General features: G+C 41.1%; 27 protein-coding genes, 2 pseudogenes and 2 riboswitches. Of the genes and pseudogenes, 7 read left to right on the top strand and 22 right to left on the bottom strand.

The genetic code is table 11. The features are described from left to right. Window positions 1-6 precede the first annotated feature (6 nt). From ISX45_RS02200 to ISX45_RS02190, 3 genes are all read right to left on the bottom strand, one after another. Entirely contained in the window at window positions 7-189 is a 183-nt protein-coding gene (locus ISX45_RS02200) for a GH32 C-terminal domain-containing protein (RefSeq protein WP_267240195.1), read from the bottom strand. Between the two features lie 60 nt (window positions 190-249). Next, entirely contained in the window at window positions 250-495 is a 246-nt protein-coding gene (locus tag ISX45_RS02195; RefSeq protein ID WP_181555145.1) for a hypothetical protein, read from the bottom strand. Window positions 496-959: 464 nt separating this feature from the next. After that, the gene (locus ISX45_RS02190) at window positions 960-1,439 is read right to left on the bottom strand and encodes a hypothetical protein (RefSeq protein ID WP_194519887.1); all 480 of its coding nucleotides are present in this window, start codon (window positions 1,437-1,439) and stop codon (window positions 960-962) included. Window positions 1,440-1,630: 191 nt separating this feature from the next. On the opposite strand from ISX45_RS02190, the gene ISX45_RS02185 reads away from it, so the two are divergent. The 3 genes from ISX45_RS02185 (at window position 1,631) to ISX45_RS02175 (ending at window position 2,912) form a co-directional block, all read left to right on the top strand. Further along, on the top strand, window positions 1,631-1,825 hold the full coding sequence (locus tag ISX45_RS02185) for a hypothetical protein (RefSeq protein WP_181555147.1): 195 nt from the start codon (window positions 1,631-1,633) through the stop codon (window positions 1,823-1,825). Between the two features lie 189 nt (window positions 1,826-2,014). After that, window positions 2,015-2,602 carry a cell wall hydrolase gene (locus tag ISX45_RS02180; protein ID WP_181555148.1) on the top strand — a complete coding sequence of 196 codons (588 nt, stop codon included), beginning with the start codon at window positions 2,015-2,017 and terminating at the stop codon, window positions 2,600-2,602. A gap of 133 nt (window positions 2,603-2,735) precedes the next feature. Then, window positions 2,736-2,912: a YkvS family protein gene (locus tag ISX45_RS02175; RefSeq protein ID WP_181555149.1), complete on the top strand. Its 177-nt coding sequence runs from the start codon at window positions 2,736-2,738 to the stop codon at window positions 2,910-2,912. Window positions 2,913-2,958: 46 nt separating this feature from the next. On the opposite strand, the gene ISX45_RS02170 is transcribed toward ISX45_RS02175, so the two are convergent. The 9 genes and pseudogenes from ISX45_RS02170 to ISX45_RS02130 form a co-directional block, all read right to left on the bottom strand. Beyond that, on the bottom strand, window positions 2,959-3,618 hold the full coding sequence (locus tag ISX45_RS02170; RefSeq protein WP_194519886.1) for an oxidoreductase: 660 nt from the start codon (window positions 3,616-3,618) through the stop codon (window positions 2,959-2,961). A 98-nt stretch (window positions 3,619-3,716) separates the two neighbouring features. After that, window positions 3,717-4,061 (bottom strand): annotated as a pseudogene (gene queF, locus ISX45_RS02165) (preQ(1) synthase); the annotation flags it as partial. 291 nt (window positions 4,062-4,352) lie between these two features. Next, complete coding sequence (locus ISX45_RS02160; protein ID WP_373367390.1) at window positions 4,353-4,526, bottom strand: tunnelling fold family protein; 174 nt, start codon at window positions 4,524-4,526, stop codon at window positions 4,353-4,355. A 30-nt stretch (window positions 4,527-4,556) separates the two neighbouring features. Beyond that, a complete protein-coding gene (gene queE, locus ISX45_RS02155; protein WP_194519885.1) occupies window positions 4,557-5,288 on the bottom strand; it encodes a 7-carboxy-7-deazaguanine synthase QueE in 732 nt (243 codons plus the stop codon). Next, window positions 5,288-5,725 carry a 6-carboxytetrahydropterin synthase QueD gene (gene queD / locus ISX45_RS02150; protein WP_194519884.1) on the bottom strand — a complete coding sequence of 146 codons (438 nt, stop codon included), beginning with the start codon at window positions 5,723-5,725 and terminating at the stop codon, window positions 5,288-5,290. The genes queE and queD overlap by 1 nt, the downstream gene beginning before the upstream one ends. Further along, window positions 5,725-6,387, bottom strand: coding sequence for a 7-cyano-7-deazaguanine synthase QueC (queC, locus tag ISX45_RS02145; RefSeq protein ID WP_181555153.1), 663 nt, complete (start codon window positions 6,385-6,387; stop codon window positions 5,725-5,727). Before queC ends, queD begins: the two co-directional genes overlap by 1 nt. An 80-nt stretch (window positions 6,388-6,467) precedes the next feature. Then, window positions 6,468-6,512, bottom strand: a riboswitch (PreQ1 riboswitch). A gap of 61 nt (window positions 6,513-6,573) precedes the next feature. Continuing rightward, window positions 6,574-7,680: a GerAB/ArcD/ProY family transporter gene (locus ISX45_RS02140; RefSeq protein WP_194519883.1), complete on the bottom strand. Its 1,107-nt coding sequence runs from the start codon at window positions 7,678-7,680 to the stop codon at window positions 6,574-6,576. Between the two features lie 38 nt (window positions 7,681-7,718). Next, on the bottom strand, window positions 7,719-8,804 hold the full coding sequence (locus tag ISX45_RS02135; RefSeq protein WP_181555155.1) for a Ger(x)C family spore germination protein: 1,086 nt from the start codon (window positions 8,802-8,804) through the stop codon (window positions 7,719-7,721). Window positions 8,805-8,818: 14 nt separating this feature from the next. Beyond that, complete coding sequence (locus ISX45_RS02130) at window positions 8,819-10,333, bottom strand: spore germination protein (RefSeq protein WP_194519882.1); 1,515 nt, start codon at window positions 10,331-10,333, stop codon at window positions 8,819-8,821. Between the two features lie 145 nt (window positions 10,334-10,478). On the opposite strand from ISX45_RS02130, the gene ISX45_RS02125 reads away from it, so the two are divergent. Next, window positions 10,479-12,098 carry a methyl-accepting chemotaxis protein gene (locus ISX45_RS02125; protein WP_194519881.1) on the top strand — a complete coding sequence of 540 codons (1,620 nt, stop codon included), beginning with the start codon at window positions 10,479-10,481 and terminating at the stop codon, window positions 12,096-12,098. 48 nt (window positions 12,099-12,146) lie between these two features. Here ISX45_RS02125 and ISX45_RS02120 read toward each other — a convergent pair whose 3' ends face one another. Then, window positions 12,147-13,187, bottom strand: coding sequence for a YkvI family membrane protein (locus ISX45_RS02120; RefSeq protein ID WP_194519880.1), 1,041 nt, complete (start codon window positions 13,185-13,187; stop codon window positions 12,147-12,149). 104 nt (window positions 13,188-13,291) lie between these two features. Continuing rightward, a complete protein-coding gene (locus tag ISX45_RS02115) occupies window positions 13,292-14,032 on the bottom strand; it encodes a FixH family protein (protein ID WP_194519879.1) in 741 nt (246 codons plus the stop codon). A 214-nt stretch (window positions 14,033-14,246) separates the two neighbouring features. Between ISX45_RS02115 and ISX45_RS02110 the strand changes: the two genes are divergently transcribed. After that, a complete protein-coding gene (locus ISX45_RS02110) occupies window positions 14,247-16,400 on the top strand; it encodes an ATP-dependent Clp protease ATP-binding subunit (RefSeq protein WP_194519878.1) in 2,154 nt (717 codons plus the stop codon). Between the two features lie 29 nt (window positions 16,401-16,429). Here the strand turns inward: ISX45_RS02110 and ISX45_RS02105 are convergent, their stop codons facing one another. From ISX45_RS02105 to ISX45_RS02080, 6 genes and pseudogenes are all read right to left on the bottom strand, one after another. Beyond that, a complete protein-coding gene (locus tag ISX45_RS02105) occupies window positions 16,430-17,086 on the bottom strand; it encodes a TetR/AcrR family transcriptional regulator (RefSeq protein ID WP_194519877.1) in 657 nt (218 codons plus the stop codon). Window positions 17,087-17,099: 13 nt separating this feature from the next. Then, window positions 17,100-18,128: an ABC transporter permease gene (locus ISX45_RS02100; RefSeq protein ID WP_194519876.1), complete on the bottom strand. Its 1,029-nt coding sequence runs from the start codon at window positions 18,126-18,128 to the stop codon at window positions 17,100-17,102. Further along, window positions 18,125-18,853 carry an ABC transporter ATP-binding protein gene (locus tag ISX45_RS02095; RefSeq protein WP_194519875.1) on the bottom strand — a complete coding sequence of 243 codons (729 nt, stop codon included), beginning with the start codon at window positions 18,851-18,853 and terminating at the stop codon, window positions 18,125-18,127. Before ISX45_RS02095 ends, ISX45_RS02100 begins: the two co-directional genes overlap by 4 nt. A gap of 128 nt (window positions 18,854-18,981) precedes the next feature. Next, window positions 18,982-19,499: pseudogene (locus ISX45_RS02090) on the bottom strand (N-acetyltransferase family protein). A gap of 11 nt (window positions 19,500-19,510) precedes the next feature. Further along, window positions 19,511-19,981: an NUDIX domain-containing protein gene (locus tag ISX45_RS02085; protein WP_181555165.1), complete on the bottom strand. Its 471-nt coding sequence runs from the start codon at window positions 19,979-19,981 to the stop codon at window positions 19,511-19,513. Window positions 19,982-20,070: 89 nt separating this feature from the next. Further along, window positions 20,071-21,765 (bottom strand): M3 family oligoendopeptidase, encoded by a 1,695-nt coding sequence (locus ISX45_RS02080; protein ID WP_194519874.1) that lies wholly within the window; start codon window positions 21,763-21,765, stop codon window positions 20,071-20,073. 159 nt (window positions 21,766-21,924) lie between these two features. After that, window positions 21,925-22,094: riboswitch (Lysine riboswitch) on the top strand. 98 nt (window positions 22,095-22,192) lie between these two features. On the opposite strand from ISX45_RS02080, the gene ISX45_RS02075 reads away from it, so the two are divergent. After that, the gene (locus tag ISX45_RS02075; RefSeq protein ID WP_194519873.1) at window positions 22,193-23,617 is read left to right on the top strand and encodes an amino acid permease; all 1,425 of its coding nucleotides are present in this window, start codon (window positions 22,193-22,195) and stop codon (window positions 23,615-23,617) included. Between the two features lie 35 nt (window positions 23,618-23,652). Here the strand turns inward: ISX45_RS02075 and ISX45_RS02070 are convergent, their stop codons facing one another. Both ISX45_RS02070 and ISX45_RS02065 read right to left on the bottom strand, forming a co-directional pair. Further along, window positions 23,653-24,219, bottom strand: a complete 567-nt coding sequence (locus tag ISX45_RS02070; protein WP_194519872.1) for a phosphate propanoyltransferase — start codon at window positions 24,217-24,219, stop codon at window positions 23,653-23,655. A 230-nt stretch (window positions 24,220-24,449) separates the two neighbouring features. Further along, entirely contained in the window at window positions 24,450-24,890 is a 441-nt protein-coding gene (locus ISX45_RS02065) for a MarR family winged helix-turn-helix transcriptional regulator (protein WP_181555169.1), read from the bottom strand. Between the two features lie 861 nt (window positions 24,891-25,751). Between ISX45_RS02065 and ISX45_RS02060 the strand changes: the two genes are divergently transcribed. Next, entirely contained in the window at window positions 25,752-26,603 is an 852-nt protein-coding gene (locus ISX45_RS02060; protein ID WP_194519871.1) for a GNAT family N-acetyltransferase, read from the top strand. Window positions 26,604-26,663: the final 60 nt, after the last annotated feature.

The raw sequence follows: 26,663 nt of genomic DNA, 5'->3' as shown, positions 1-26,663 counted from the left end.
AAAAACTTACCGAATCGCTTTCAACCGCCATGCATCTAACGGTGTAATGCGCATCTTTTCCGCCTGCACAAAAAATTCAACATCTTGACTGGATGGACATGGATAATGGCAATCCGTAAACACGCTTTCTCCATCGATGTCAAAAATCTCTAGCGAAGAATGATCGATCAACATATGTAGAGTTACCACGTCATTTCTTTATTTTCGCCGCCACTTGGCAAATTCCTGTTAACTCTTATCCAAAATTTGTTAAATCAATAGAAAGCGTTTCTTTCGACCTCCAAACAAAATCACGGTCTCTTCATCATTTTCTTCTGATGCTCGTACTTTAGCCGAAACATTTTCTGCTTCTCTACCTACGGCGAATTGAGCGAGATTTTCTGAACTCATTCCTTTCACGTTCGCAAGAAGATTAGGGCTGGTTTCCGTCAACGTTTCGTTCACTAGATACATGTACTGTTCACGAAGTTGCTTCAGCTCAGCTATCAGCTTCACAAGAAACATTTCGTCTTGAAAAATCGTAAGTCACTTGGAAGCGTCATCGCTCCTGACTAGCCGTTCGCTTGTGACGGCATTTTCGTTTTCCACATATCCATTCCAACTATAAAAGAAGACATCCATTTTCATCTTGAAACGTTTTGTGGTACGTAAAAATGAAGTCCCTAGTCTAAAGGACTATGATGAAGCGACGTAAACGTATCGGTTTCGTAATCCATCTTACCAACAAAATAACGGTTTTTCCAACCATCTTGATCGATGACAACACAAGCACGTGGTATTGACCAAGCAGGAATAAGTCTGGATATTACTATAAATTTCTAACTTTCCATTCCTGCAATTATTGGAACGATAGAAAAGCCCCTTTCTGTTTCCATCTTTTCCTATATCAAACGTCAACATTTTTTCCTCATTTAAAAAGATAAAAGATCGCAACAATGATTGCGATCTTTTATCACCTTTTATCGGTACGGAGTATATGGTGATGAAGAAAAAGAGCCGTATGGTGAGACAGGTGTACCGTAATAAGGTGTACCGTAATAAGGTGTACCGTAATAAGGTGTATAGCCATATGGAGCTGGTGTTGTTGTGAAAGTAGGTGCTCCCGTCATCGGTATCATCGTGCCTCCTGCAGAAAATGGCGTGCTTGGCATCGATAATGCCATATCCGGACTATCGACATCAGCAACACCAGTAGTCCATGGCACACCACACCATATCGATGGTGGGCAGCCACATGTCTGTGGTAATGAATAAGAAACAGGAGCTACAGGCATAGCCGGTACATTAGGCATAGCCGGTACATTAGGCATAGCCGGTACATTAGGCATAGCCGGTGCATTGTTTTCATTCCGTATCAACTCATCATCAAACGTTTCATCTACATCATATTCCCCATCATAGGAATAATCGTTATACATATATGGATCCCAATGATTCATATTCCTCTCCCCTTCTTTATTATTAATCAAGCATGGTCTATGACACATACCCACCATATTGTATGATGAAACAAGCAAAGGGTGTTTGCCCGTATAAAAAATGGGTGTTTATCCTAACAAAAGCAATAGTCAAACCATTCCGAGTGCGCTACAATATAAACGAATAAATGTTCATCGTTGAGGTGAGCAATATGGACGAGACAACAGCAACAAAACTACTCGATGAACTCCGCGACGGAAAAATTTCTGAACTATTGGTAAAAAAAGAAGACTTCCTTGTGTTCCGGGCTGCCCTTGTCAAACGCAGCGACTTCAAACATTTCCGCGGCATTGCCCAACGCGGCGGCGATATTCTTTATCACTATACAAAGCAACCTCGAAGCTAATAACTCGCTTAACCGATTCCACAATGGAATCGGTTATTTCATATTGACTGAGCACTTCCGAAAAAATTTCCAGAAAGCCTATAAAACTAGTTATATCAACGGAAAACAAAGATTTCCAACATTTAGCTAATGATAGGATCAAAAATCCTTGTTAGTCTAGTAACGAACGACGAACAAGGAGGGAATTTTATGAAAAAGCTCAAAAAACTTGCCCTTACCTCAGCTTGTTTTGCAGCATTTTTCTTTGCAAAAGAGGCCAGCGCATCGACAATCCATGAAGTCAAACGCGGGGAATCGCTTTGGACCATCTCCAAACATTATGGAGTGTCTGTAATAGAATTGAAGAAACAAAACAAAAAACGGGATAGTTTTATATTCCCTGGTGAAAAACTAGTCATCCCCTCTACTATTTCTCCAAGCGAGAAAGATTTATTAGCTCGGCTCGTGCATGCTGAAGCAAAAGGAGAACCGTTTGCGGGGAAAGTAGCTGTCGCAACAGTAGTATTAAATCGGGTTGATCACCCTGATTTTCCAGATACAATTCGCGAAGTTATTTATGAGCGCTCTGGCGGCCACTATGCCTTTACTCCGGTTCAAAATGGTGCCATTAATGAACCGGCAGATCGTGAATCATATCGTGCCGTTGAAGAAGCACTTGCTTTTCGCGGTTTAGGAAATGGTTCATTGTTTTTCTACAATCCAAAAACGGCGAAAAGCAATTGGCTGCGCTCTAAGCCAGTAACTGTTGTCATCGGCAATCATGTATTCGCTAAATAAATGCATATGTAATGAACGAAAGGGCGCTTTCATTCGCCCTTTTATTTTTTCAAAAAAATTAGGAACAAAAGGTCTTTACTTAAACAAGAAAATAAGGCAAACTATAACAAATACGATAAAAAGGAGAATGTAAATGAAAAAAGCAGAAGTCGGTAATATTATTGAGTTTAAAAACGGATTACGCGGCATTGTCGAAAAAGTGAATGAAAACTCTGTCATCGTTGATTTAACGTACATGGAAAACTATAAGGAGTTGGATTTACAGGAACGAACCGTCGTCAACCATAAAAATTATAAAATTATTAAATAATAGAAATAAAAAGGAGGCTGTTCCTTCAGATGGGACAGCCTCCTTTTTACGAAATATGAGAAATGTGATCGGATTCATATATATAAATCCCTTTTTGACAAGACGTAGCAGCGTAAAACATCGCTAAAGCGACCTTTTTCGCTTCAACCGGCTTATATTTCCGCCATTTTCCAATAAACAAAAATGGAAGGAGAGAAAGAAGCCATTCTGCTAGTTTTTCCGCCAGACGAAACTCTTGGCGTTTCCCAAGAAGCAACGAAGGACGAAAGATGTGTAATGACTTAATAGTCAACTGTTTTAATGCTTCTTCTGTTTCTCCTTTTACACGGTTATAAAAAAACGGAGAGCGCGGGTTAGCCCCAAGCGAAGAAACCATTAAAAAGCTTTTGACGTCACATTTTTCTGCTAGTGCCGCAGCACGCATTGTATATTCATAATCCACTTTAATAAATTGCTGCTTCGTTTTGGCTTTCTTCATCGTCGTGCCAAGACAACTAAATACATCATCAACGTGAAAATAGTGTTCGTACGATTCTAACTCATTAAAATCGACCACGACTTGCTGAAGCTTTCGGTGCTTTATCGGCAATTCCCGGCGCACGAAAATGGTGACATATCTGTATATGTCGGATTCAAGCAGCAATGTCAGCAGCTCGCTTCCGACAAGCCCACTTGCTCCAATTAACAGAGCCGTCCTTCCTTCCAAGACCAACCCCCCCAAATAAAAAAACAATTATATAAGTTTTGTAAAAAAACTCTTCGACCATATCAAACAAATCTCCCCAACAAGTGGGGAGACGTCGCTTAACGATTATCAACTTTTTCTGGATATAAATCATGATTCATTAAACGGTATTCCGCCATTTTTTCGTATTTCGTTCCTGGACGCCCCCAGTTGCAGTAAGGGTCGATCGAAATGCCGCCGCGCGGTGTAAATTTCCCCCATACTTCGATGTAACGAGGCTCCATAACTTTAATTAAATCGTTCATAATGATATTAACGCAATCTTCGTGGAAATCGCCGTGATTTCGAAAACTGAATAAATACAGTTTTAACGATTTGCTTTCGACGCATTTTTTATCAGGAATATAGCTAATATAAATCGTCGCGAAGTCCGGTTGTCCGGTTTTTGGCATCTGTTTGGAAAAACAGGTGGACTATATCATATTCTTATTCAACTGCGATATTGAATAAGAACCCTCGCGCTTCCATCATAACGATGTACTCTACTCTCTTCCTCCAACACTACTCTTACTCGCTTCATGTTGGAGTGATTTCGATAGTCTCTGCACCTTCCTCAAACGGAAATTTGAGGCTTGGCTCAGGGTTGGGGAAACTATTGGAAGAAACATTGGGTTATTACATACCTTGTAGTCCCATAGCTCCCTTTCCCTGAATTCACGAGGTTTAATCGACAGTGTCACCACTGAAGTGTGCCCTTATTGACACAAGCTTGTAAACTCCGGACAATTGAACTTCACGAAATAATCCCGATCAGGATGTTTGTTATCAAATACTTCTAAAACTTCTGGACTGTACTCAAATAAATATTTTGTTCCTTGATTGCCTAGTAACGTAATTCCTTGTAGTTCTTCGTCTTTTCTTCCTGCCATATTTCTTCTCCTTTCTGTTACTATAATTATTTAAACGCCGCGCTTATTGCCCCAAACTAACGCATGCAATTGCGGCAACACGCGCGCGTCATTCATTTCTTTCGTTTCCACCGTTTTTTCAATCAACCACTCTAGTTTGTCAAGCAGCTTTGTTCGTAATGTCGCGTTGTCACATTCCATCACTTCATCATTGCCAACTTGTAAATAAAATGAGATATACGGATAACGCTGATGTACCATTTTTGCATATTCAAAATCTCCATCATCAAAGACGACGACCTTTAAACTGACATGGTCAATGCAGCCGCTCTCCATTAACTTTTCTATGATTTCATCAAGAACAGCAAAATTGGTCGTCATCCCTGAGCTTGGAGGTTTGGGCGAAATCGTTAAATCGTCGATATGATGAAACCAATCTTGCCAACGGCTTCCTTGCGTTTCTAACGCGACGCGAATGCCGTTGTCCTTTAATAACAAAATCAACTCATCCAGCGCTTTAATTAATGCAGGATTGCCGCCGGAAATAGTCACGTGGCTAAAACGGTCGCCACCAAGTTCAAGGAGACGCTCCCAAATTTCTTCTGCTGTCATTTGTTTGATTTCGTCTTTCGCTGAGCCGTCCCATGTAAAGGCAGAGTCACACCAGCGGCATGAATAATCGCAGCCCGCCGTGCGAACAAACATCGTTTTTTGCCCAATGACCATCCCTTCTCCCTGAATCGTCGGACCGAAAATTTCAAGAACAGGGATTTTGCTTGCCATTATTGTTTCCCCGCTTTCGGGCGATACACAACATAACTAGTTGGTGACTCACGCACAAATACTTGTACACACGTTGGTCGATTTGGTAATGTATCAAGATGGGCTTGAACGATTTCAGCAATTTTTCTCGCTACCACTTCAGTAGTTGGAAAATCGTTCGCATTTACATTATTAAACATATCTTTATGATCATTCATTAACGTATGGTCGAATTTTCCATGAACAATTTTCTTTAATTGTTGAAAATTCACTAAGAAACCCGAATCATCCAATTCATTTCCAGCCACAGTAATATTTACAAAATACGTATGACCATGCATTTGTGCACATTTTCCTGCCGCCTCATGCGGAATAAAGTGCGCAGCCGCAATTTGCATATCCTTATTAAGTTCATATTGAAAATCGTGAGATACTTGTGGGTAAATTTGATGAATCATTATACATCCGCCCCTTCCTTTTCGGACAAATATTGCTCTAAGCCGCGTTTGCGCAATATACATGCTGGACATTCACCGCAGCCATCGGCAATAATGCCGTTATAGCACGTTAATGTTTTCGTTCTCACAAATTCAAACGCGCCTAGCTCATCAGCGAGCTTCCATGTTTCTGCCTTATTGAGCCACATTAACGGCGTATGAATGACAAATTGATAGTCCATCGCTAAATTTAATGTTACATTTAATGACTTAATAAAAATGTCACGGCAATCTGGGTATCCACTAAAATCCGTTTCACATACGCCTGTGACAAGATGACGCGCCCCTTTTTGTTTCGCGAGCACAGCCGCAAACGATAAAAACAACAAATTTCGCCCATCGACAAACGTCGACGGTAACTGTCCTTCTTTCTGCTCAATCGCTATATCGGTTCGCGTTAACGCGTTTGGTGCTAATTGATTTAATAGCGACATATCAAGAACCGTATGACGTACGCCAAGCTCTTTCGCAATCGAAGACGCGACTTCGATTTCGAGCTTATGGCGCTGATTATAGTTAAACGTCACCGCTTCCACTTCAGAAAAATGCTTTAATGCCCAAAATAAACATGTCGTACTATCTTGACCACCGCTGAACACAACAACGGCTTTTTCATTCTTCATCGCCATTCGCTCTCCTTTCTCGTTGCCTAAAGAAGAACGAGCATTCTAAAACAAAAACGCTATACCCCCTAAGGATATAGCCTTCCCTAGTTTTTTATAGAGGGTTGTTCTAGAACCTCTCCCGCACAATGATCATGTGCGGATTTCTTCTTTCAGTTTTTCCTTCAATACTATACCACATTCTTCTTACTGTTGAACAGTTTTTTTGAACCGTTTCGCAATCGATACATAAATATACAAAACAGGAATATACACGATGACGACATAAAAGCCTATTTTCGATGTCAACATGTTTAATTTCTCAATATTCTCTCGCTGAACGATGAACAGAGAAACGACAAATAATAAGCTTAAAATAATAGGTACAGACTTGCGCTGCTTAATAGAAAATATTCGCTTCGCGCCACGCGAAACAGCCCAGACCGCTAAACAAATAATCGGAAAAATCACAAGGACATAAATAGAAAGGACAATATACTCCATCCGTTCGATAAACGGAACTTCTGGAATTTTTGCCAATGTCAACGTCGGCCATATAATATGCTGTACTTGTTCTTCATTATAAAACACAAGCGAAATAAAAATGACGATTAAATAAATGAATGTGGTAAATGCATTCCCCCATTGTGCCCACTTATGGGACTGTTCGGGATGTTTGAGAAATGAATAATACATAAGTAGCATTTCAAACCCAAGATATTGAACCGTCATCGCTTTCGCCCCACGGAAAATATCGATCAATGAATGATCAAAGATTGGTAATAAATTGCGATAATGTGCATATTCAAGTGGAAAAAACAGCATTGGTAAAATGACCCAAAGTGGAATAACGACTCCCCAAAAACATAAACCGACGACAACCCGAAAGCCACTCAATACTGTATAATACGTGAGCAATAAAAAAATAAGGCTAAATTGCCATGCTCCTATAAGCGAAAACATCCATACTTGAATGATTTCAATATACGTGCGCAATACAGTAAGTGCGAGCAAAAAAAAGTATATCAATAACAAAACGCTAAGAAGATTCCCCAACCATTTTCCAAGGTATTGGGCATGAAGGGAAACAATGTCCTCCGCATTTGGAGCGGACTGAAAAATTTTATACACTATCCATATAAGCACATGGACAACACAACTAGCAACAATGACACTCATCCATGAGTCATGGCCTGCTTCTTTCATTACTGCTCGTTGAAAGCTAAGGACACCAACCCCTACCTGAGAACAGTGGATGATAAAAAAAACGAGAAACGGTGAAATCAAAAATCGCTCATTCCCTTGCTCGTTCATGAAAAATCTCCTCCTCGCTTCGTCCGCTTTTTAAGCATCTACTCTCCAATTCCCGTTTGAATAATGTCAACTTTCACATGCGGACGAATATCAATCTCCTTATATTCTCTGTAAAACTCTTCTTCGTTCCAGTTTCTCGTCTGGCTGCGAACAAAATCACCAATTCCGAGCGGGTCGACTTCCTTTTCTTTGAAATACTCCATTAAATTCTTTACACTCGTTTCGATATCTTTTTCCATTTTTTCCCGAACCATTTTCAATGTATTTTTTTGTGGCATATCCAACCACGATGGATAATCTTTCACCGCTGCTTGAATATGAATAGAAATCGTTAAAACAGGCCGTTCCCCTCTTTTCTTCCATTCGTAACGAGATCGGGCAAATAAATTTTGCAACAAAACACGGCTTTCTTCTTTTTTACGATAATCCGCTACCCGTAATTGATACATTCCGTTTTTCGTTTCGTTTAACAGCACTTTGACTAGAAACGAATCGCGTAAATTTACCTTCCCTACAAATCGTCCATCTTTGAATAAAGCAATCCCTTCTAGTTTTACGAAATCTCCCTTTTTCTCAAAGTACGGTAAGAAAGGGTCTCGTCCCTTGCCAAAATAGTTATACAAAAAAAGATGTAAGTTCATCTTTGGTAAGTTCATTGCACGAATGTTTTGTTCGACAAGGTTAGACAGATAGAGAGTATCGCTCAATGTTTTCTTTGCTGTAATCCGCAACAGTTCTTCCGCATCCCCTTTCGCCACTGCTAACTGCAAACGGCTCCCTATTTTATTATTGCGCGCTAAGCTATGAACAACTTCCGTAATCCCTCCTTTCGCAAATTCTTCGCCGAACAGCACAAGACGCAGCTGCCCTTCCTCAATTGGCAAAGCCGACTTAGACGAAAGTCGCGGAATTAAATCATATGTCGTAGAGGATGACGTCGTTAAAATATTAGGCTTTGTCATCGGCCCTTGCTTAAATGTTGGATAGATCGCTGTTCCGATATAGTTCCCGTTCTTAACGTCATAGCCCATCGCTTGGATAATTTGCACTTCGTCAACAACGCGATAATTTTTACACCCTGTAAGAGCGAGCATAATCAAAAGAATGAAAGCGATTCGTTTCATCAATTTGTCTCCCCTTACTCATCAATGTCTTTTTTCTGCTTGGCTTTTTTCGGATCATAGCGCCAAAATGTACGGGGACGTAAGTAACTCGGACGCCTCACTGTCCCGCTATACGATGAACGAACAAGACTATCTACAAAATCCTTCCGGCGCAATGGATAAAACGGCACTAAGTAAGGGCTGCCGAACGATTGTAACCTTCCTAAATGGATCAGAAGCAGACAAATAGCAAATACAATCCCAACACCGCCCCAAAATGCGGCAAAGAAAATAATCGGAAAGCGAATAAAGCGAATCGTATTTGACATTTTAAAAATTGGTGTCGTAAATGAAGCAAGAGCCGCTAACGCAACAATAATCAGCAATACATTACTTGTTAACGCTGCCTCAACTGAGGCTTGACCAATGACAATACCGCCAACAATCCCGAGAGTTTGCGCTACTTTTGTTGGAAGACGTGCCCCGGCTTCCCGGAGCAGTTCAATTGTAATTTCTAAAAATAACACTTCTAAAATCGGCGGAAACGGAACATTCGAACGGGAAAAGATAATAGGACCGAGCAAATCTTTCGGAATCATTTCATAATGGTATGTTAGCACTGCTACATAAATGGGAGAGGCGAGAGTCGAAAACATGACTCCAAAAATGCGAATAAGTCTAAAGAAAGAACCGAGAATCCAAGGTAAATAGTAATCTTCCGGCGATGTAAAAAAATGAAACAATGTCGATGGACCGGTAATGACATACGGAGAACCATCAGCAAATATGGCGACTTGTCCTTCAACCAATGCATAAACAACCCGGTCAATCCGCTCCGTTGAGACAAACAGCGGAAATGGAGAAGATGAGTTATCTGAAATCATTTGATCCAGTAATGAGTTGTCAAAAACAATATCGAATTCTATATCATTTAATCGTTGAACAACCGTTTGAACCGTTTGCTCGTTTGTAATCCCGTCAATATAAGCGACCACCACTTTTGTTTTTGACATGGAACCGATAGTCATTTCACGAAAAATTAAGTTGGGAGTAACGAGCTGCCTTCTTATTAAATGAAGATTGGTCCCGATATTCTCCACAAAGCCGACTTTCGGACCAACAACGCTAAATTCGTTTTCGGAATCATTGTTTGGCCGTAATCCTAAATTTTCACTCGCTAAATTAATGAGGGCACAACGGCGCTTGTTTTCGTTCAACTGAAGCATCGCAAAGCCTTTTAACAATTTCGTCTCGATCGTTTCGACATTATCTGTTACTTCAATGCGTTGAACAGGAAGAATTTGTTGCAAATCATCAAGGGAAAGGGAAGAACGTCCCGGCACATCGTTTTGTAGATGGCAAAGAACATTTTGCTGCAGCAACTTCGGGTCGATTAATGAGTCAAAATAATAAATCGAAATATGGTTCCCCCTTGTTTCAAACTGAATGTTCGCAAAGTCGCTCGATTGTTTCAATTCGTTCAATAGCTGTGGCAATGTTTTTGTCTTTTCTTTTGATTTGTTTTTTTTGAAAAAGGAAAAAATGGACATGCCTATCCCCTCGTTCGCTCATTTAACGGATAGTTTTCCAATCATTGTCTCATTTTATGCACCATGCCCATTTTTTACGTTGATATATCAAAATATTCAGTATATATTGAAAGAAGCAGAAATAGAAAAAATAGGAGGGAAGGCGATGGAACAATTATTACTAAAAAAAAGACAAGCTCAACAAGCGCTGCAAAAAGTCGTCGAAGTGGCGGAACATCTTAAACGACGCATGGATGGAACCAAGCCGATCGATGCCCAAATAGAACAACTTCGGGCGCTTCTTGATGAACAGCTACAACAAGATGAATATTTCCTCATTGTAGACGAAACAGGTTATGCCATCATTCATACGAACCGATTGCGAGAAGGAAGAGTGTTTTCCGATGAGGTCGGGCAAAATGCGGCAAAAACAACGAAACCACTTTTGCAGGCATATATGCGGGATACGGGAGAAATGCTCGTTGACGCCAGTTGTCCGCTATTCACTGACAAAGATGGAAAGCGCTTTAACTTACGAATGGGAAGATTGATTCACCAACCGTATTTACAGCTTCGTTTTCTTGTTCTTTCCACTGTACCAGCCGTCGTTAGTTTTCTTATTACATGTTTTTTTTCTTTGTCTCCTTTATTGGTATGTATCCTTACTATTTTATTCAGTCTCGTCATCAGTGCGCTTTTTTACCGAACGATCGCCAACGAACTGCGGCATTGGTATAGAGTCACCCGCTCGGTTTCTTCTGGAAACCTGCATGCGGAGGTGCAGACCGCTCGTAAACGTAACGAATTTCATCAAATTGCTTATGAATTAAACAAAATGATCTTAGGAATCCGTACAATTGTAGCAGAGTTAGCAAAAGCGACAAAAACAGTTCAACAAGTGAGCCGACAACAGCAGTTGGAAACAAAACGAATTTCTGAATCTTTCGATGAAATCGCCGCTGCTATGGAAACATTTCGCGAAGGTGCCAAACAGCAAACGTCATCCGTGGAACAGGCAAACTTGTTAGTGACAGACATGGTGCAAGGTGTACTCGAAATGCAAACTGGCTTTGAAAGTGTCGTTGTACAGGCACAAGAAGCGATGACATCTGTGAACGAGGGAAATCGTCTCATCGAAGCGACGAAACAGCAAATGGACATTATGCAACAAGATATGAGCAAGACGACTGCTTTGATTCATTCTGTCGCTGAAGAAGCCCATCGCGTTGGCGAAATGATTTCCGCCATTACCGCGATCGCTAAACAAACAAACTTGCTGGCGTTAAACGCTTCGATTGAAGCTTCTAGGGCAGGCGAATCAGGAAAAGGATTTGCGATTGTTGCTGCTGAAGTGAGAAAATTAGCTGAAGACACGAATGCTTTTGCTGCACAAATTTTATCGTCGCTGCAAACGATGACAAATGTGCTGAATAATGCGGTACAAGCAGTGCAGCAAAATGGGCACAACGTCAATGAAACGATGCAATCTTTATGGAAAACGAGCAAAACAATGAAATCATTTCACCATATGTTTTCAGAAATGAGAGAACTTTTACTGCGCAATCGCAATGACGTCGACACGATTAAAAACAATGGACATTCCTTACAGCAGTTCATCGAAGAGGTGAATACGATCGCTAATGACTTTACGAACATGGTCCATGAGACCACGGCAGGATTAGAGCAACAAATTCACGGGATTCATGAGCTTGCCAAAGAAGCCGAGTTGCTTTCCGCTTCTGTTCAGCAACTCGAACAAATTGTCAACCGCTTTTATAAAACGTAAATGGATACCGGCATTTGTCATATGAAATGGTGACAAATGCCCCTCTCATTATTTAGGAAGTTTGCGGAAGACCAATAAAATCATCATCAGAAAACTCATATATCCAAAGAGCGGATATAACAACGATAATAAGAAACTGTATTGAAATGAACTAATCACATAGAAAATGAGAAACAGTACAAAAAGAAAAAGAACATTAGAAACGCGGAACATCGAGCGAAATTGCCGCTGCAAACCAAAAATTCCGCCGATAATCGATGTGAAAATCTCACCATAAATAACGACAATATACAGCCAATACAGCAACGAGAAAAACGTATGAATCACTTCCGCCATCGGAATATCGTAGCGCAGCAAATGAGGGAATGATAATAAAACGAAATGGCTGCTTAATAAAATCATCGTTAACAAGATGCCGCCGAGCGTCGCTCCTCGTTTCACCGTTTGTTCATCGGCTGCCTCTTGTGACAACGGAACAAGAACGGTTTGCGCCATTGCTAAATTAAAAGCTGCATAAGAAAACGGAGAAAGAAACGCTTTTAATGAATAATCCGGCATGACCGTACCGGTCCCGCACCACTTTTCACTGAGCAACATTTTTCCTAGAACTGCAAAACTAAATAATACCATCATCGGAACAATGAAAACATTGACACTAAATAGCCCCTTTATATCGTAAAGCATTACAATAAACGATAATAATAACGTAACAAACATCCCCACTTGTTTGGGCAGACCAAGCTGTTCTTCAAACACTGCTCCTGCCCCTGCCACCATGACCGATGTCACTCCAATCACCATCAATGTCATTAATATGGTCATAAGCGGACTCATTGCTCTTCCGAATACATAATCGTTCAATTCTTTATAAGAAACTGCTCCGATCCGCCGGGCCATCATCATCATTCGTGTTCCCATCCACGTAAACAGTCCGCCACTAACTACAATGCCGACCGTTCCAAATTCACCGTATTGTGTAAAGAATTCTACAATCTCTTTTCCCGTCGCGAACCCGGCGCCAACGACCGTTCCGACATATACAGCCGCAATTTGCCAAGCCCCTGACCATTTTCCTACCAACCTCGTCACCTCGTCCTTCTTGTCCTATGTATGTTCCATATATATGTAAAAACAGACAAAGAAAGACGAAAGGAATAAGAAAAAGGATGCCCTAATTGCGGGCATCCCTTTTCTTATTGAACAGTGATTTGTTCCACTTGATGATCATGCAATTCATTGGTTTCTACATGCACTTTAACAAAATAAACTCCTTTGTCTTTGAACGTCGTCGTTGCTTTATACTCGCCTTTGGCTTGTTCATGAGCATCAATAAATTCGTGTTTTTCGCTATTTTCCTTCCATACTTCAAAGCGAACAGTAGCGTTAGTCAGCGGCTGGCCGTCATGCGTAATGTGCGCCGTTAATTCCTTCGCTTCATTCACATGATATTGTTGTTCATGAAGCATGATGGTGACGTCTGAATGATGATCATGGTGTTCTTCTCCATCATGATCGTGGTTTTGTTCAGCTGGCATGTTCGATGCTTGTCCAACAGCGATATCTGTTTTCGGCATGTTATGCATATTGCGTGCCGTTACATGAGCAATAACCGAATATGTCCCCGGTTCTGTAAATGTTTTTTTGACGACATATTTTCCATTTCCTTCATGTTTTGCCTTTAACATCTCATGTTGGTTGTTACCTTGTTTCCAAATTTCAAACTTTACTTCATCAGCGTCGGTAACCTTTTCATTTCCATATGTAACAAGGCAAGCAATTTCCGTTTCCTTATTTAATTCAATATGATCATCGGTTTTAATTTTTACATTTAGAACCGCCGGCTGATTCTCTTCTTGTTTTTCTTGGTTACAAGCAGCAAGCAAAACAAAAGCGACCATCGTCATAAAAGCTAAAAACAGAAATTTTCTCTTCATTTTCTCTTCTCCCCTTGCTTCCTTTTTCCTTGTTCACTATATCATATTTGCGTACTCTCATATGCCATTGTTCACATTTTTTTCAAAAACATTTCACGAATCAAACAAAAAATTTTAAAAAAAGACTTGAACGTCAAAAAAGGTCAAAGTATAATAAAATCAGAAAGGTCAAAGATAATCAAAGTCAAACTGTTAAAAAAGGAGGTTATGCCTCATGCTTTGTCAAGTATGCCAACAAAACGAAGCAACAGTCTTTTTGAATATCCAATTCAATCATGAGAAAAAACAATTGCATCTTTGCCATACTTGTTATGAACAACAAAAAATGACGATTCCTTCGAACTTTGGATTCGGAAGTTTTCCATCTTTTCCATTTGAAGACTTATTCATGAATGGATTCACACTCTCTCATGAGATGGACGTTCAACAACCGAACGTATCCCAACATCAAAATCGAAATGGCAAAGGTGGCTTTTTAGATAAATTTGGTCGCAACTTAACACAGCTCGCCAAAGCTGGACTTATTGATCCTGTCATTGGTCGCGACAAAGAAATTGAACGCGTCATTGAAATTTTAAACCGCCGCAACAAAAACAACCCTGTATTAATCGGGGAACCAGGCGTCGGTAAAACAGCGATCGTTGAAGGTCTTGCCTTAAAAATTGCCGAGGGACAAGTTCCGGCGAAGCTTCTTGATAAAGAAGTGTATTTGTTAGATGTGGCTTCACTTGTCGCTAACACTGGCATTCGTGGACAATTTGAAGAACGAATGAAGCAATTGATCGCCGAATTGCAACGTCGCAAAAATATTATTCTCTTCATCGACGAAATTCACTTGCTTGTGGGTGCAGGGTCTGCAGAAGGTTCTATGGACGCAGGCAACATTTTAAAACCTGCTCTAGCACGCGGTGAATTGCAGGTCGTTGGTGCGACAACGTTGAAAGAATACCGCCAAATTGAAAAAGATGCTGCACTTGAACGCCGCTTCCAGCCAGTCATCGTCCATGAACCGACAGTCGAGCAAGCGATTGCTATTTTAAAAGGCATTCAAGCGAAATACGAACAATTCCATCATGTCAAATATACAGATGAAGCGATTGAAGCATGCGTCACATTATCGCATCGCTATATCCAAGACCGCTTCTTGCCAGACAAAGCAATCGACTTGTTAGACGAGGCCGGTTCAAAAGCGAACTTACGCGTTGCCCCAACGGATGAAAAGCAAATTCAAGAGCGGCTCGCCCAACTAGCGAAAGAAAAAGAAAAAGCAGTAAAAGAAGAAAACTACGAATTGGCAGCAAAATTACACGATGAAGAACTCAAATTGGAAAAGCAATTGCAAAACGGTCATGTGCAAGAAACACCAATCGTTGACGTTAGCGATATTCAACAAATCATCGAAGAAAAAACCGGCATTCCTGTCGGCAAGCTGCAAGCCGATGAAAAAACGAAAATGAAGCAATTAGAAGAAAATTTAGCGAAAAAAGTGATCGGCCAAGCAGAAGCAGTGAAAAAAGTTGCCAAAGCAATCCGCCGTAGCCGCGCAGGATTAAAAGCGAAAAATCGTCCAATTGGTTCGTTCTTATTCATCGGACCAACTGGAGTTGGTAAAACAGAATTATCAAAAACATTGGCGGAAGAATTGTTCGGCTCAAAAGATGCGATGATTCGTTTAGATATGAGCGAATATATGGAGAAACATTCCGTTTCTAAATTAATCGGTTCACCGCCTGGCTATGTCGGTCATGAGGAAGCCGGTCAGCTTACTGAAAAAGTACGCCGAAATCCTTACAGCATCATTTTGCTCGATGAAATCGAAAAAGCGCACCCAGATGTGCAGCATATTTTCCTACAAATTTTAGAAGATGGACGTCTCACTGACAGCCAAGGCCGTACCGTAAGCTTTAAAGATACCGTTATTATCGCAACAAGTAACGCCGGTGCTACCGATAAAAAAATTACGGTCGGATTCGAAAAGCAAGGGTCAACGCACACAAGCGTTCTTGAGTCGTTAAATGCTTATTTCAAACCAGAATTCTTAAACCGCTTTGACGCAATTATCGAGTTTAAACCGCTCGAAAAAGAGCATATGTTACAAATTGTCGATCTCATGCTCGATGAATTGAAAAAAACATTAAAAGAACAACACATCGGCATTCATGTTTCGCAAGAAGCGAAAGAAAAATTAGCGGAGTTAGGCTACCATCCAGCGTTCGGTGCTCGCCCGCTCCGCCGCGTTATCCAAGAACACGTCGAAGACCAAATCGCTGATGTCCTTCTTGACGAAACGGCCAATGTTCACGCTATCCAAATCAGTGTCGAAAATGGCAACATTGTTGCTAAGGCATTGAATAAACAAAACGCCTAATCCGATTTATACGGATTAGGCGTTTCTGTTTATTTTTTTGCAAGACCGTGCATCAAAACTTGAACCGTCCGTTCCATTTCTGCTTCGTCATCCCATTCGGAATCCGGCAACACGATAAACCGCGTCATCAAAAATCCCGCAATCGCCGTAATCGTCATGCGGATGACCGAATCAATAGGAATCGCGGCAATTTCTCCTTTCGCTTGAAAATGTTCCACGATCCGCTTAAATTTTTCATATACGTGCACCGTAAAAATACGCTGAAATTGCTCCTTAATTTCCGCATGAAACGCGATTTCCTGCCAAAACACCCGGATCGCTGGGATGTATTTTTTTACAAATTCATAACGGTTTTTCAAAAGAGTACGAATGAAATCTTCATAGCTTTGATACTGGTTTTCGAACACTTCTTTGACAAACTCTTTCGCTAAAAATGGGGCGACGGATTTAAACAGCGTTGGAGTGACAATCGCCAAGAGTAAATCCTTTTTTGTTTTATAGTGACGAAAAATCGTCCCTTCCGCCACACCTGCCTTCTTGGCGATTTCGCTTGTTGAAGTGGCGGCATAGCCTTTTTCAGCGAACATTTCAATCGCCGCTTCTAAAATTTTCACTTGTTTCTCGCTTAGTTTTACGTCTTCTCCATTTACTTTCAATAGCTCTTCAAGCCATTGTTGCTCATTCATCCATATTTGCTCCTTACAGTTTTCGATATTTTTTCAATGCTACCACATTTAATACCATAAACAAAACGGAAAAGCCAAGTAAAACATATACGTCTTGGGCAATTTCCTGCCAACCGCTGCCGCGGATCATAATTTCCCGAAGCGCATCCGCTCCGTATGTTAACGGCATGACAACGCTTAATGAACGAAGCCACTCTGCCATTGTATCTAAATTAAACAAGCCGGAAAAGAAAACTTGCGGTATAACAACTAACGGAATAAATTGAATCATTTGTAGCTCATTATTCGCAAAGGCAGACAGTAACGTTCCTAATGTTAAAGCGGTCATTGCCAATAAGAATGTAATCAATAACACGTAGAAGAAAGAACCTTCCATCATCATATCAAGAATATCAATGGCAAACCAAGAAATTAAGCTCGCCTGAAACGTTGTAAAAATCCCAAATCCGATGACATAGCCAACAACAATCTCCCAACGTTTTAACGGCGTCGCCAACAAGCGTTCCAGCGTTCCCCCTGTACGTTCACGAAGGAAAGAAACACCGGCGATTAAGAAAACGAAAAAGAAAACGAAAAAGCCAATTAACACAGGTCCGAAATTATCAAATAATGCCATATCCTCCGAACCGTGTAAGTACGTTGTTTTCAATTGCAACGATTGTGTTTGTGGAGCTAATTCTTGAAACGCTTTTTGTACAGCCATAAGTACCGCTTTATTAACAGTTGGATCGCTTCCTTCTAACGTAATTTTCGGAGTTCCTTCATCCATTTCCATAAATGCATCAATTTGTTGCTTTTCTAGCTGTTTGCGAGCTGTCGTTTTCGTAAGCTCTTTGAGGTCAGCATCGGATTTCGCTAATTTTTCAACAACAACTTCTGGAACATTTTTATCAACAGCAATTGTTGGTTTATATTCCTCTCCATTAAACACAAGATTCATTAAAAACAACACAAACATCGGCGCCACAATCATTAATCCAAGCGTTCGTTTGTCACGGAAAAACTGGCGAATGATTCGAATGACGATCGCGCGAACTCTCATTGTCGTGCACCTCCAAAATGCAAAAATGCCTGTTCGATTGTTTGCGAATTTGTTCTTTTCTTTAGCTCTTCTGGGCTGCCTACAGCGATGAGACGACCGTCACGAATCATCGCCAAACGCTGGCATTTCTCGGCTTCATCCATGACGTGAGTCGTCACGACAATCGTTGTCCCGTTTTGTCGAATTCGCTCAAGCTCATCCCAAATGGCTTGGCGAAGCAATGGGTCAATTCCGACCGTCGGCTCGTCTAAGATTAATACTTCCGGTTCATGTAACAAGGAAACAGCAAGTGACAAGCGCCGCTTCATCCCGCCTGAATACTGATTGACAGTCTTCTTAATATGGTCTGTTAAATTGACAAGCTCCATGACTTCATCAATACGCTGCTTTTGCTTTTTCCCTTTTAATCCATAAATCGAAGCGAAAAACTGTAAATTTTCTAACGCTGTTAACTCACCGTATAAGGCATCAGACTGTGCCATAAAACCAATTCGTTTCATGACATGAAGGCTAGGCATTTTTGTATCTAATACATCAATCGTTCCATTGGTAACTTCATCAATTCCAGCGATCATTTTGACAATCGTCGTTTTTCCTGCTCCCGAAGGTCCGAGCATCCCAAAAATTTCCCCGCTGTATACCTCAAGAGATACATCTTCAATTACTTTCTTTTTACCAAAACTTTTAGATACATGTTTCATACAAATACACGGCTTTTCTGACATAGCATACCCTTCCTTTCGTGAGTGATTACTCACTTCTATTTTATACAAAAAAAATATTTTGTAAAGTGAGTAATCACTCATTATTAAATTTTTTTGGCTGCCATCATAATTCAGGCAGCCATCCGTTACTACGCTAAACATTCAATACTTCTCCATCCATAGCACCATTCGTTTAACTCTTTGCCACCGATATTTATGACTTCTTCAGCGATTTTCTTTCCCCCTAAACGCTCATAAAACTGCCGCGATGGATTATCGGCAAGCACCCACACGACCATGGAACAAATCCCGTCACTACGAAAATCACGCACTAAAGCTTCGAGCAGTTTCGTTCCATACCTTTTCCTTGCGCCTCTTTCAGCAAATAAATTGCATAAATTTCGCCTTCGTAATCAGCTTCCTTTCCTTTTGTAGCCCGATTGCTGCCCCCGGAAATAAACCCGCATACCTTTCCGTCTTCTTCAGCAACAAAAATATGGTGCTTCTGTTGCTGTAATCCTCTTCGCCAATTCTGTTCTCTTTCACTAACGCGCAATTGTGCTAAATAAGATGATGGAACAATTCCCTGATACGTTGTTTTCCAGCTTTCCACATGCACGGTCGCAATTCCGTTCGCATCATTGATCGTTGCTTTTCGAATGTTCATCATTTCCCACCTCATTCGTACGATAATGTATGTTCCTCGATTAAGTTGAATGAGCGGCGATGGTTCGCGTACTCAATAATATGTTGCGAAATATTCGGATACAAAGTAATCCGGGAGAGATGAGAAAGGGGAATCCATTTTACCCCTGTTTGATTTTCGTCCGGTGAAGTCGGACAAGGTTGGATGGAATCGTTAATCCGTTTACATTCAAATACGATGCTTACTTGATGTGGCGATGTCACAGAAATATTCTTTTGCAGGTGAGGAGCTATCTCATGTACAAATGCAATCGAACCGACCTCTACTTCTACGCCTGCCTCCTCTAATGCCTCCCGTTTTACCGCCTCAATCAATGACTCCCCCCGTTCTACGCCACCTGCTGGAAGATTGTAATGTAATCCGTTTTCGTCTTGAAACTCAACAAGAAGTACAGCGTCATTTTCAATAATTAAAGCACAAGCGCGGACACGAATATGATACATATCGCTGTTCTCCCTTCTTTAAAAACTAAAATTATTTCATTCAACAAAAAAAGGAAGAAATCCTTCGTTGATTTCTTCCTTTTCTGTTGTTAAAGCTGTTTGTCATCAACGCTATTAAGCCACCGTTCGATCTCACCGACTACCGATTGAACGCAGCCATCCTCAAACGGGGAAATGAGGTTAGCGATGCTGACAAGTTCAGTAAACGGCTTGCTTCCACCTTCTCGGCATAATTTTACGTAATCGTTCCACGCTTCTTCATAATTTTCACGCGAACGTTTCCAAAATTGGAAGGCACAAATTTGTGCTAACGTATAATCAATATAATAAAACGCCGTTGTGTAAATGTGTCCTTGCCGCTGCCAAAAGCCGCCGCGTTCTAAATACTCGTTTCCATCATAGTCCCTTATCGGCATATATTTCTTCTCGATTTCGCGCCACGCTTGCTTACGTTCCGCCGGCGTCGCATTCGGATTCTCATAGACAAAATGTTGAAATTCATCAACAGCAACGCCATACGGTAAAAACAGCAATGCGGAGCTTAGATGGTCAAACTTATATTTTTCTGTATCTTCTTTAAAAAATAATTCCATCCATGGCCATGTAAAAAATTCCATACTCATCGAATGAATTTCACAAGCCTCTAACGTCGGCCAGTTATATTCCGGAATTTCATAATGACGGCTTTCGTATACTTGGAACGCATGGCCTGCTTCATGGGTTAGCACATCGATGTCCCCGGATGTGCCCGTAAAGTTCGAGAAAATAAACGGCGCTTTGTAATTTTCGATATATGTACAATATCCGCCGCTTGCTTTTCCTTTTTTCGCGACAAGATCCATCAGCTCATTGTCCACCATAAATCGGAAAAATTCATCCGTTTCCGGCGACAGCTCTTGATACATTTTTTTCCCGTTTTCAATAATCCAGTTGGCATCCCCTTTTGGAGTCGGATTTCCTGTTGGAAACGCAAACGCTTCATCATAATGCTTCAACCGATCGACTCCGATACGTTCACGTTGACGTTCGTAGAGCTTCACCGTAATTGGAACGATAAACTCTTTTACCTGCTCTCGGAATTTTGCGACCATCTCCGCGTTGTAATCCGTCCGCCCTAAGCGGGCATAACCGAGTTCGACAAAGTTTTTGAATCCGAGCTTTTTCGCGATTTTTGTACGCACTTTGACAAGCTGGTCATAAATCTCGTCAAATTTTTCCTCATGTTCTTTGAAAAAAGCAAATCTCGCTTCGCTTGCCCGTCTGCGCATATCACGGTTTGGCGATTCAACAAACGGCTGAAGCTGCGCTAACGTCCGTTCTTCCCCTTCAAAGAAAATTTTCGCCGAAGCAACAAGCTTTGTATATTCGCTCGTTAATTTATTTTCGAGCTGCAAATCTTCTAAAATGTCTGGAGAAAACGTTTTTAGTTCCGTCTCCGCCAAAGCAAACAGCTGCTTCCCCCATTTTTCCTCCAACTGCGCCCGAAACGGAGAAGCGACAAGCGCTTTATAATAATCGTTCACAAGTCCTTTCATCAACGGTTCAACTTCATCGAAAAAGTCTTGTTCTTGTTTATAAAACTCGTCATTTGTATCAATTGTATGACGAATATAACAAATGTTCGCCATCGTGCTGAACTCGTTGCGAATCGCATTGATCTGCTTCATCGCTTCATGCTGTCCTTCTATCGTTGTTGCTTCTTGAAACGTTTGTAACGCCTCTTGAAACGCTGCTTTTATTTCTCCCATGTCCGGTCGTTTATACTGAAACTCCGAAAACTTCAAATGAATCCCTTCCTTTTCTTAAAAATTTCCTAATCCTAATTTTTATTCAATCTTGGAGAGCAAAATTCCTGTTTTTCCAATGAAGAAGATGATTGACGAAATTTGTCGCAGAATGTATAATAATGTCGTCAAATGAATATTTTTTCTTTTTGTCAACTTAGATGAGATAGAAGTTGCAATGAATAAAAATAGCTTGAACAAGACGCAGAGAGTCAATGAATTTAAACGAAAGGATTCATTGTGAGCTCTGGCGCTGCAAGCTGGACCTGCATTCGAACAGAAGCAGGACTGTCATCGTTTCTAGCAAACGATGGAGAGCTATCCACATTAAGTTGGATGCGGATGTTTCGTGCACCCGTTGAAAACTTAAGGGTGTATTTTTTTTGGTTTAAAAGATCTGTGCAGCAACAGAAGGGAGTTTACAACATTGCAGCAACATAAATTAGGGCTTTGGGTATTAACAGCGCTCGTCGTTGGAAATATGGTCGGCTCGGGAATTTTTATGCTCCCGCGCTCATTAGCGGAAGCAGCGAGCCCTCTCGGAGTCATTTGCGCGTGGCTATTAACTGGCGGCGGTGTATTAATGACTGCTCTCGTCTTTGGCAACTTAGCAATTCGCAAACCCGAATTAAACGGCGGGCCGCAAATTTATGCAAAAGAGTTGTTTCCAAAGGGCTCAAATGCTTCCATTTTATCAGGATTCATGTCTTCATGGGGATATTGGATTGGTAACTTCGCCGGCAACGTCGCAATTATTACGACATTCGCTAGTTATTTATCGACCTTTTTCCCGATTTTAACAAGCAAGCAATCATTGTTTACCATCGGTTCTCTTGATGTAAAACTCGGAAACTTGTTAACATTTATCGTTTGCACGACTTTATTGTGGGGCATGCACGTTATTATTTTACGCGGAATTGAAGGCGCAGGAAAATTAAACTTTATCGCTACCGCGGCAAAAGTGCTTGGGTTCTTCTTATTTATTGTCATTAGCTTATTCGCGTTTGAAAAAAGCAACATCGGTTCATTTGTCGCTCCCCGTTATGATGAAGCCGGACATTCTATTGGCCTTTTAAGTCAAGTCAATAATGCCGCTGTTGCTACATTATGGGCGTTTATTGGCGTCGAATCAGCGATTGTTTTTGCGTCACGAGCACAAAAACAATCCGACGTTAAGCGGGCAACGATTCTTGGTCTTTTCATCGCCCTTGCAATTTATATCGGAATTAGCGTGCTGGTCATGGGCTTATTGCCGCAAAAAGAGTTGATTCAATCGGAAAAACCGCTTGTCGATGCCATTGGAACGATTTTAGGACCGAGCGGCGGATACATTCTTGCCGGACTTGGATTGATTAGTTTGTTAGGTTCTACGCTTGGTTGGGTGCTATTAAGTGCAGAAGTACCGTACCAAGCCGCAAAACAAGGCTTGTTTATTCCAGCATTTTTAAAAGAAAATAAAAAAGGAATGCCAAGTTTTTCATTAATTCTTTCAAATGGATTGGCGCAAATTTTTATTTTCTCGACGATTTCCCATTCGATGTCAGCGGCGTTTGATTTTGTCATTTACATTGCGACATTAGCGTATCTCGTTCCTTATTTTATCGCCTCTGTCTTTCAATTAAAACTCACATTAACAGGAGAAACGTATGAACGAGCTCGCCGCACTCGCATTGTTGATGGCATCATCGCTGCGCTGGCTACCGTTTATTCCGTATGGGTGATCATTGCAGGAACAGCGGATTTAAAAACATTCATGCTTGGCGTTGCCTTGCTGGCAAGCGGCATTATCTTCTATCCGCAAGTGAAAAAAGCGGCACAGTCAACGAAAACACAACAAAAAATGTCTGCGTAAAGAAAGAGGGGCTTCAGTTCACAGGCCCCTCTTTTCTATACGATCAGTTCCACATAATCCCCGGTTTTTAATCCGGCCGCATTCGCTTCATCGGTGTCAATATGCATATCTAATGCAAACTGTTCGCTCACTCGGACAATAACTTCATCAAAAATTAGGGCGCGTTCTCCTTGTGTTTTGACCTTCACAACCTGCTTATCTTTCACCCCGAACGTTTCTGCATCGCTTGGCGTCATATGAATATGACGTTTCGCAATAATCACCCCTTTGTCGACGGTAATCGTTCCGTTCGGACCATGAATTGTAATGCCCGGTGTTCCTTCGATATCTCCGGATAAACGAATCGGCGCTTGTACCCCTAGCTTGAAACTGTCGGTTTTGGAAATCTCAAGCTGAGTCATCGAACGTGCCGGCCCTAATACGCGGACATTTTCAATTTTTCCTTTTGGTCCTTCCACTGTAACCGTTTCTTTGGCGGCGAATTGCCCTGGCTGTGACAATGGCTTTAACACCGTCAACTCTGCTCCTTCACCGAACAACTGCGCCAAATGTTCTTTGGACAAATGGATGTGGCGATTCGACACTCCTACAGGAATCATCATGACTATCCCCTCCTTTTCCCTTATAGCTTATCCGTTTTTGAAAAAAATAAGTGGCTGTATCACAACAGCCACTTATTTTTTATAAGTTAAGAAAGTATCAACGTTGAAGCGTTGCCCAGCACCAGCGCTTAGCTCTCTTGTCATAAACCAACGGTCTTGGGAGATGACAAGCTCTTCTGTAAGCCAAGAACATTTGGCTTCGAGAGCAGATTACGGCGCTTCCACTTTTCTTAACGTTTTACGCCATATCCCAATTTTTTTAATAGCGAAATTGCCTGTTCTTTTTCTTCCGATGTCAATCCGGCAAGTGTTTCATGAATCGTTTGTTCATGTTGCGGAAATACATTCTCAATAAATGTCTTTCCTTTTTCGGTAATAGAAGCGTAGGTGACACGGCGGTCTTTTTCACACGCTTTTCGGACAATAAATCCTTTTTGCTCTAATTTATCGACGACATACGTAATACTGCCGCTGGCGAGCAAAATTTTCTCACCAATTTGCTGTAACGGCTGATCGCCTTTATGGTAAAGCAACTCCAGAACCGCAAATTCGGTTGGATTGACACCGAACTCTTGAATGGACTTATGAACTTGATCACTAACGGCTCGATACGCCCTTGATAAGACAATAAACAGCTTTAACGATTGCGCAATCTCTTCTTTTCTCTCCATCTATAATCAAACCCTTTAATCTTCGAATTCGAAGCCATTGTAGCGAAAAATACGATTTTTGTCAATGAATTCCTTCAACGTTCAAATCATTCGCAATTTTTTTATTTTATCTATTATTATATACTATAAATAGGCAGGTTCGATGATTTGGGAGTTTATCATACTTTTTGAGACATATAATGTCAAAAGCGCATAAAGGGGGATTAGATGGAATAAGTACTAACCAGCAACATTCTTTCTGCTTTATCGACAGGATTGGGAGCCGTCCCGATGTTATTTTTAGCCTAATCCATTCCCCAGCGTTGGCGCGATAGTTTATTAGTCTTTCAGCGGGAATTATGATGGTCTCTCTCATTCCTGAGGCGCTAGGAACAGAAGGATACCCTGCTTTAGCAATGGGGTTATATTTAGGGGGGCTAACATGAACTTCGCCCGAAACAACGATTGTCCATATGAATTTAGAACATACGAAAAATCATTCAGTTTAATGAAAAAGCGTCACTCATTATTGCGTCCATTATATTGCACAATATTCATGAAAGGGTGTCTGTTGGCATCAGCTATGCTTCGAAGTTTCAGACACAGGAAATAGCAATTGAATTTCAAAATGCACTTGAAGCGTTTTTAGCAGTTCTTTTTAATCCATCAAAATATTTTCGCCTATCATCGCCACACTCACCGGTGCGATCGAAATTGTAACATTGCTTCTCGTTTTTTGTTTAATATCGGCGCTTCAACAGCTTGTTCCATACGGCCTTGCCTTTGCATCTGGAACGTGCTGTTTATTTGTTTATAAAGAAGCTATGGAGATGGAAACAAGCGGATTGCTTTTCATTAAGACATTTGAAGGAGGGAAGAACGTTGCTGGGAAAAATAGAAAAAATCGATGTAAGCGCCATGCCCTCATTACAGAAACTAGCTGAAAGCGTTGGTTGGAACTTTACTGCTGAACGCCTTCATATATATTTGTCACTTGGAACAATGTTTGGCCATCGCCTCCATAACGAATGGATTTCCAGTGCGGCCCTCTTTCAATATGGAACGACTATCGCATCAATTGGCTCCGTTATTGTTCATGCAAATTACCAAGGACAAGGTCTTGGAAGAAGCATTATGAAACGATGTTTATATGAAGTAGAACGCGTCGGCGTTCCTGTCTCGCTTGTCGCTACATCAGCCGGGGTTCCTTTATATCAATCACTTGGATTCCAAACGGTGGAATTCATTCATCGATTCACTCATACTCACTTTGTTTACGAGCCGATTGAATGTAAACAAGTGGAAATCGAACAATTGCGAGAAAAAAAGCATATTACGGAAATCATTCACTTCGATAAAATGGTGTTCGGTGCAAACAGAAGCGAGCTACTTCATCATTTAATGAAAAAGAGAAGCATCGGTTTTATAGCAAGAAATGCCGAAAAATCGATTTGTGGTTTTGGGATCGCCTTTCCCGTTGGTAACTTTCTTCACATCGGACCGTTAATGGCGGATCATACCGATATTGCTCTTCAGCTCATTCAAGCATTTCTCTGTCAATCGGCTATACCTGTGAGAATCGATGTCCCTAGTAGACAAAGCGATTTTATGAGGGCACTATGCCAGCTAGGATTTCAAGAAACATTGGTTTCTCCACTCATGCTTCTTTATGCTCAGCAGTTACCGGGACAGCGAAATCGATTATTCGGTATCGCTGACCCTGCACTCGGCTGATCACTTTTCCCATGAGACGAAAAAGAGTAGGATTCATGTAGAGAGATAATAGAGTAGGAT

It is taken from the genome of Thermaerobacillus caldiproteolyticus, from assembly GCF_015326725.1.
Classification (GTDB): Bacteria; Bacillota; Bacilli; order Bacillales; family Anoxybacillaceae; genus Thermaerobacillus; species Thermaerobacillus caldiproteolyticus.
Note: the sequence above shows the minus strand (reverse complement) of the source record. Positions and strands in the feature narration are given on the sequence as shown.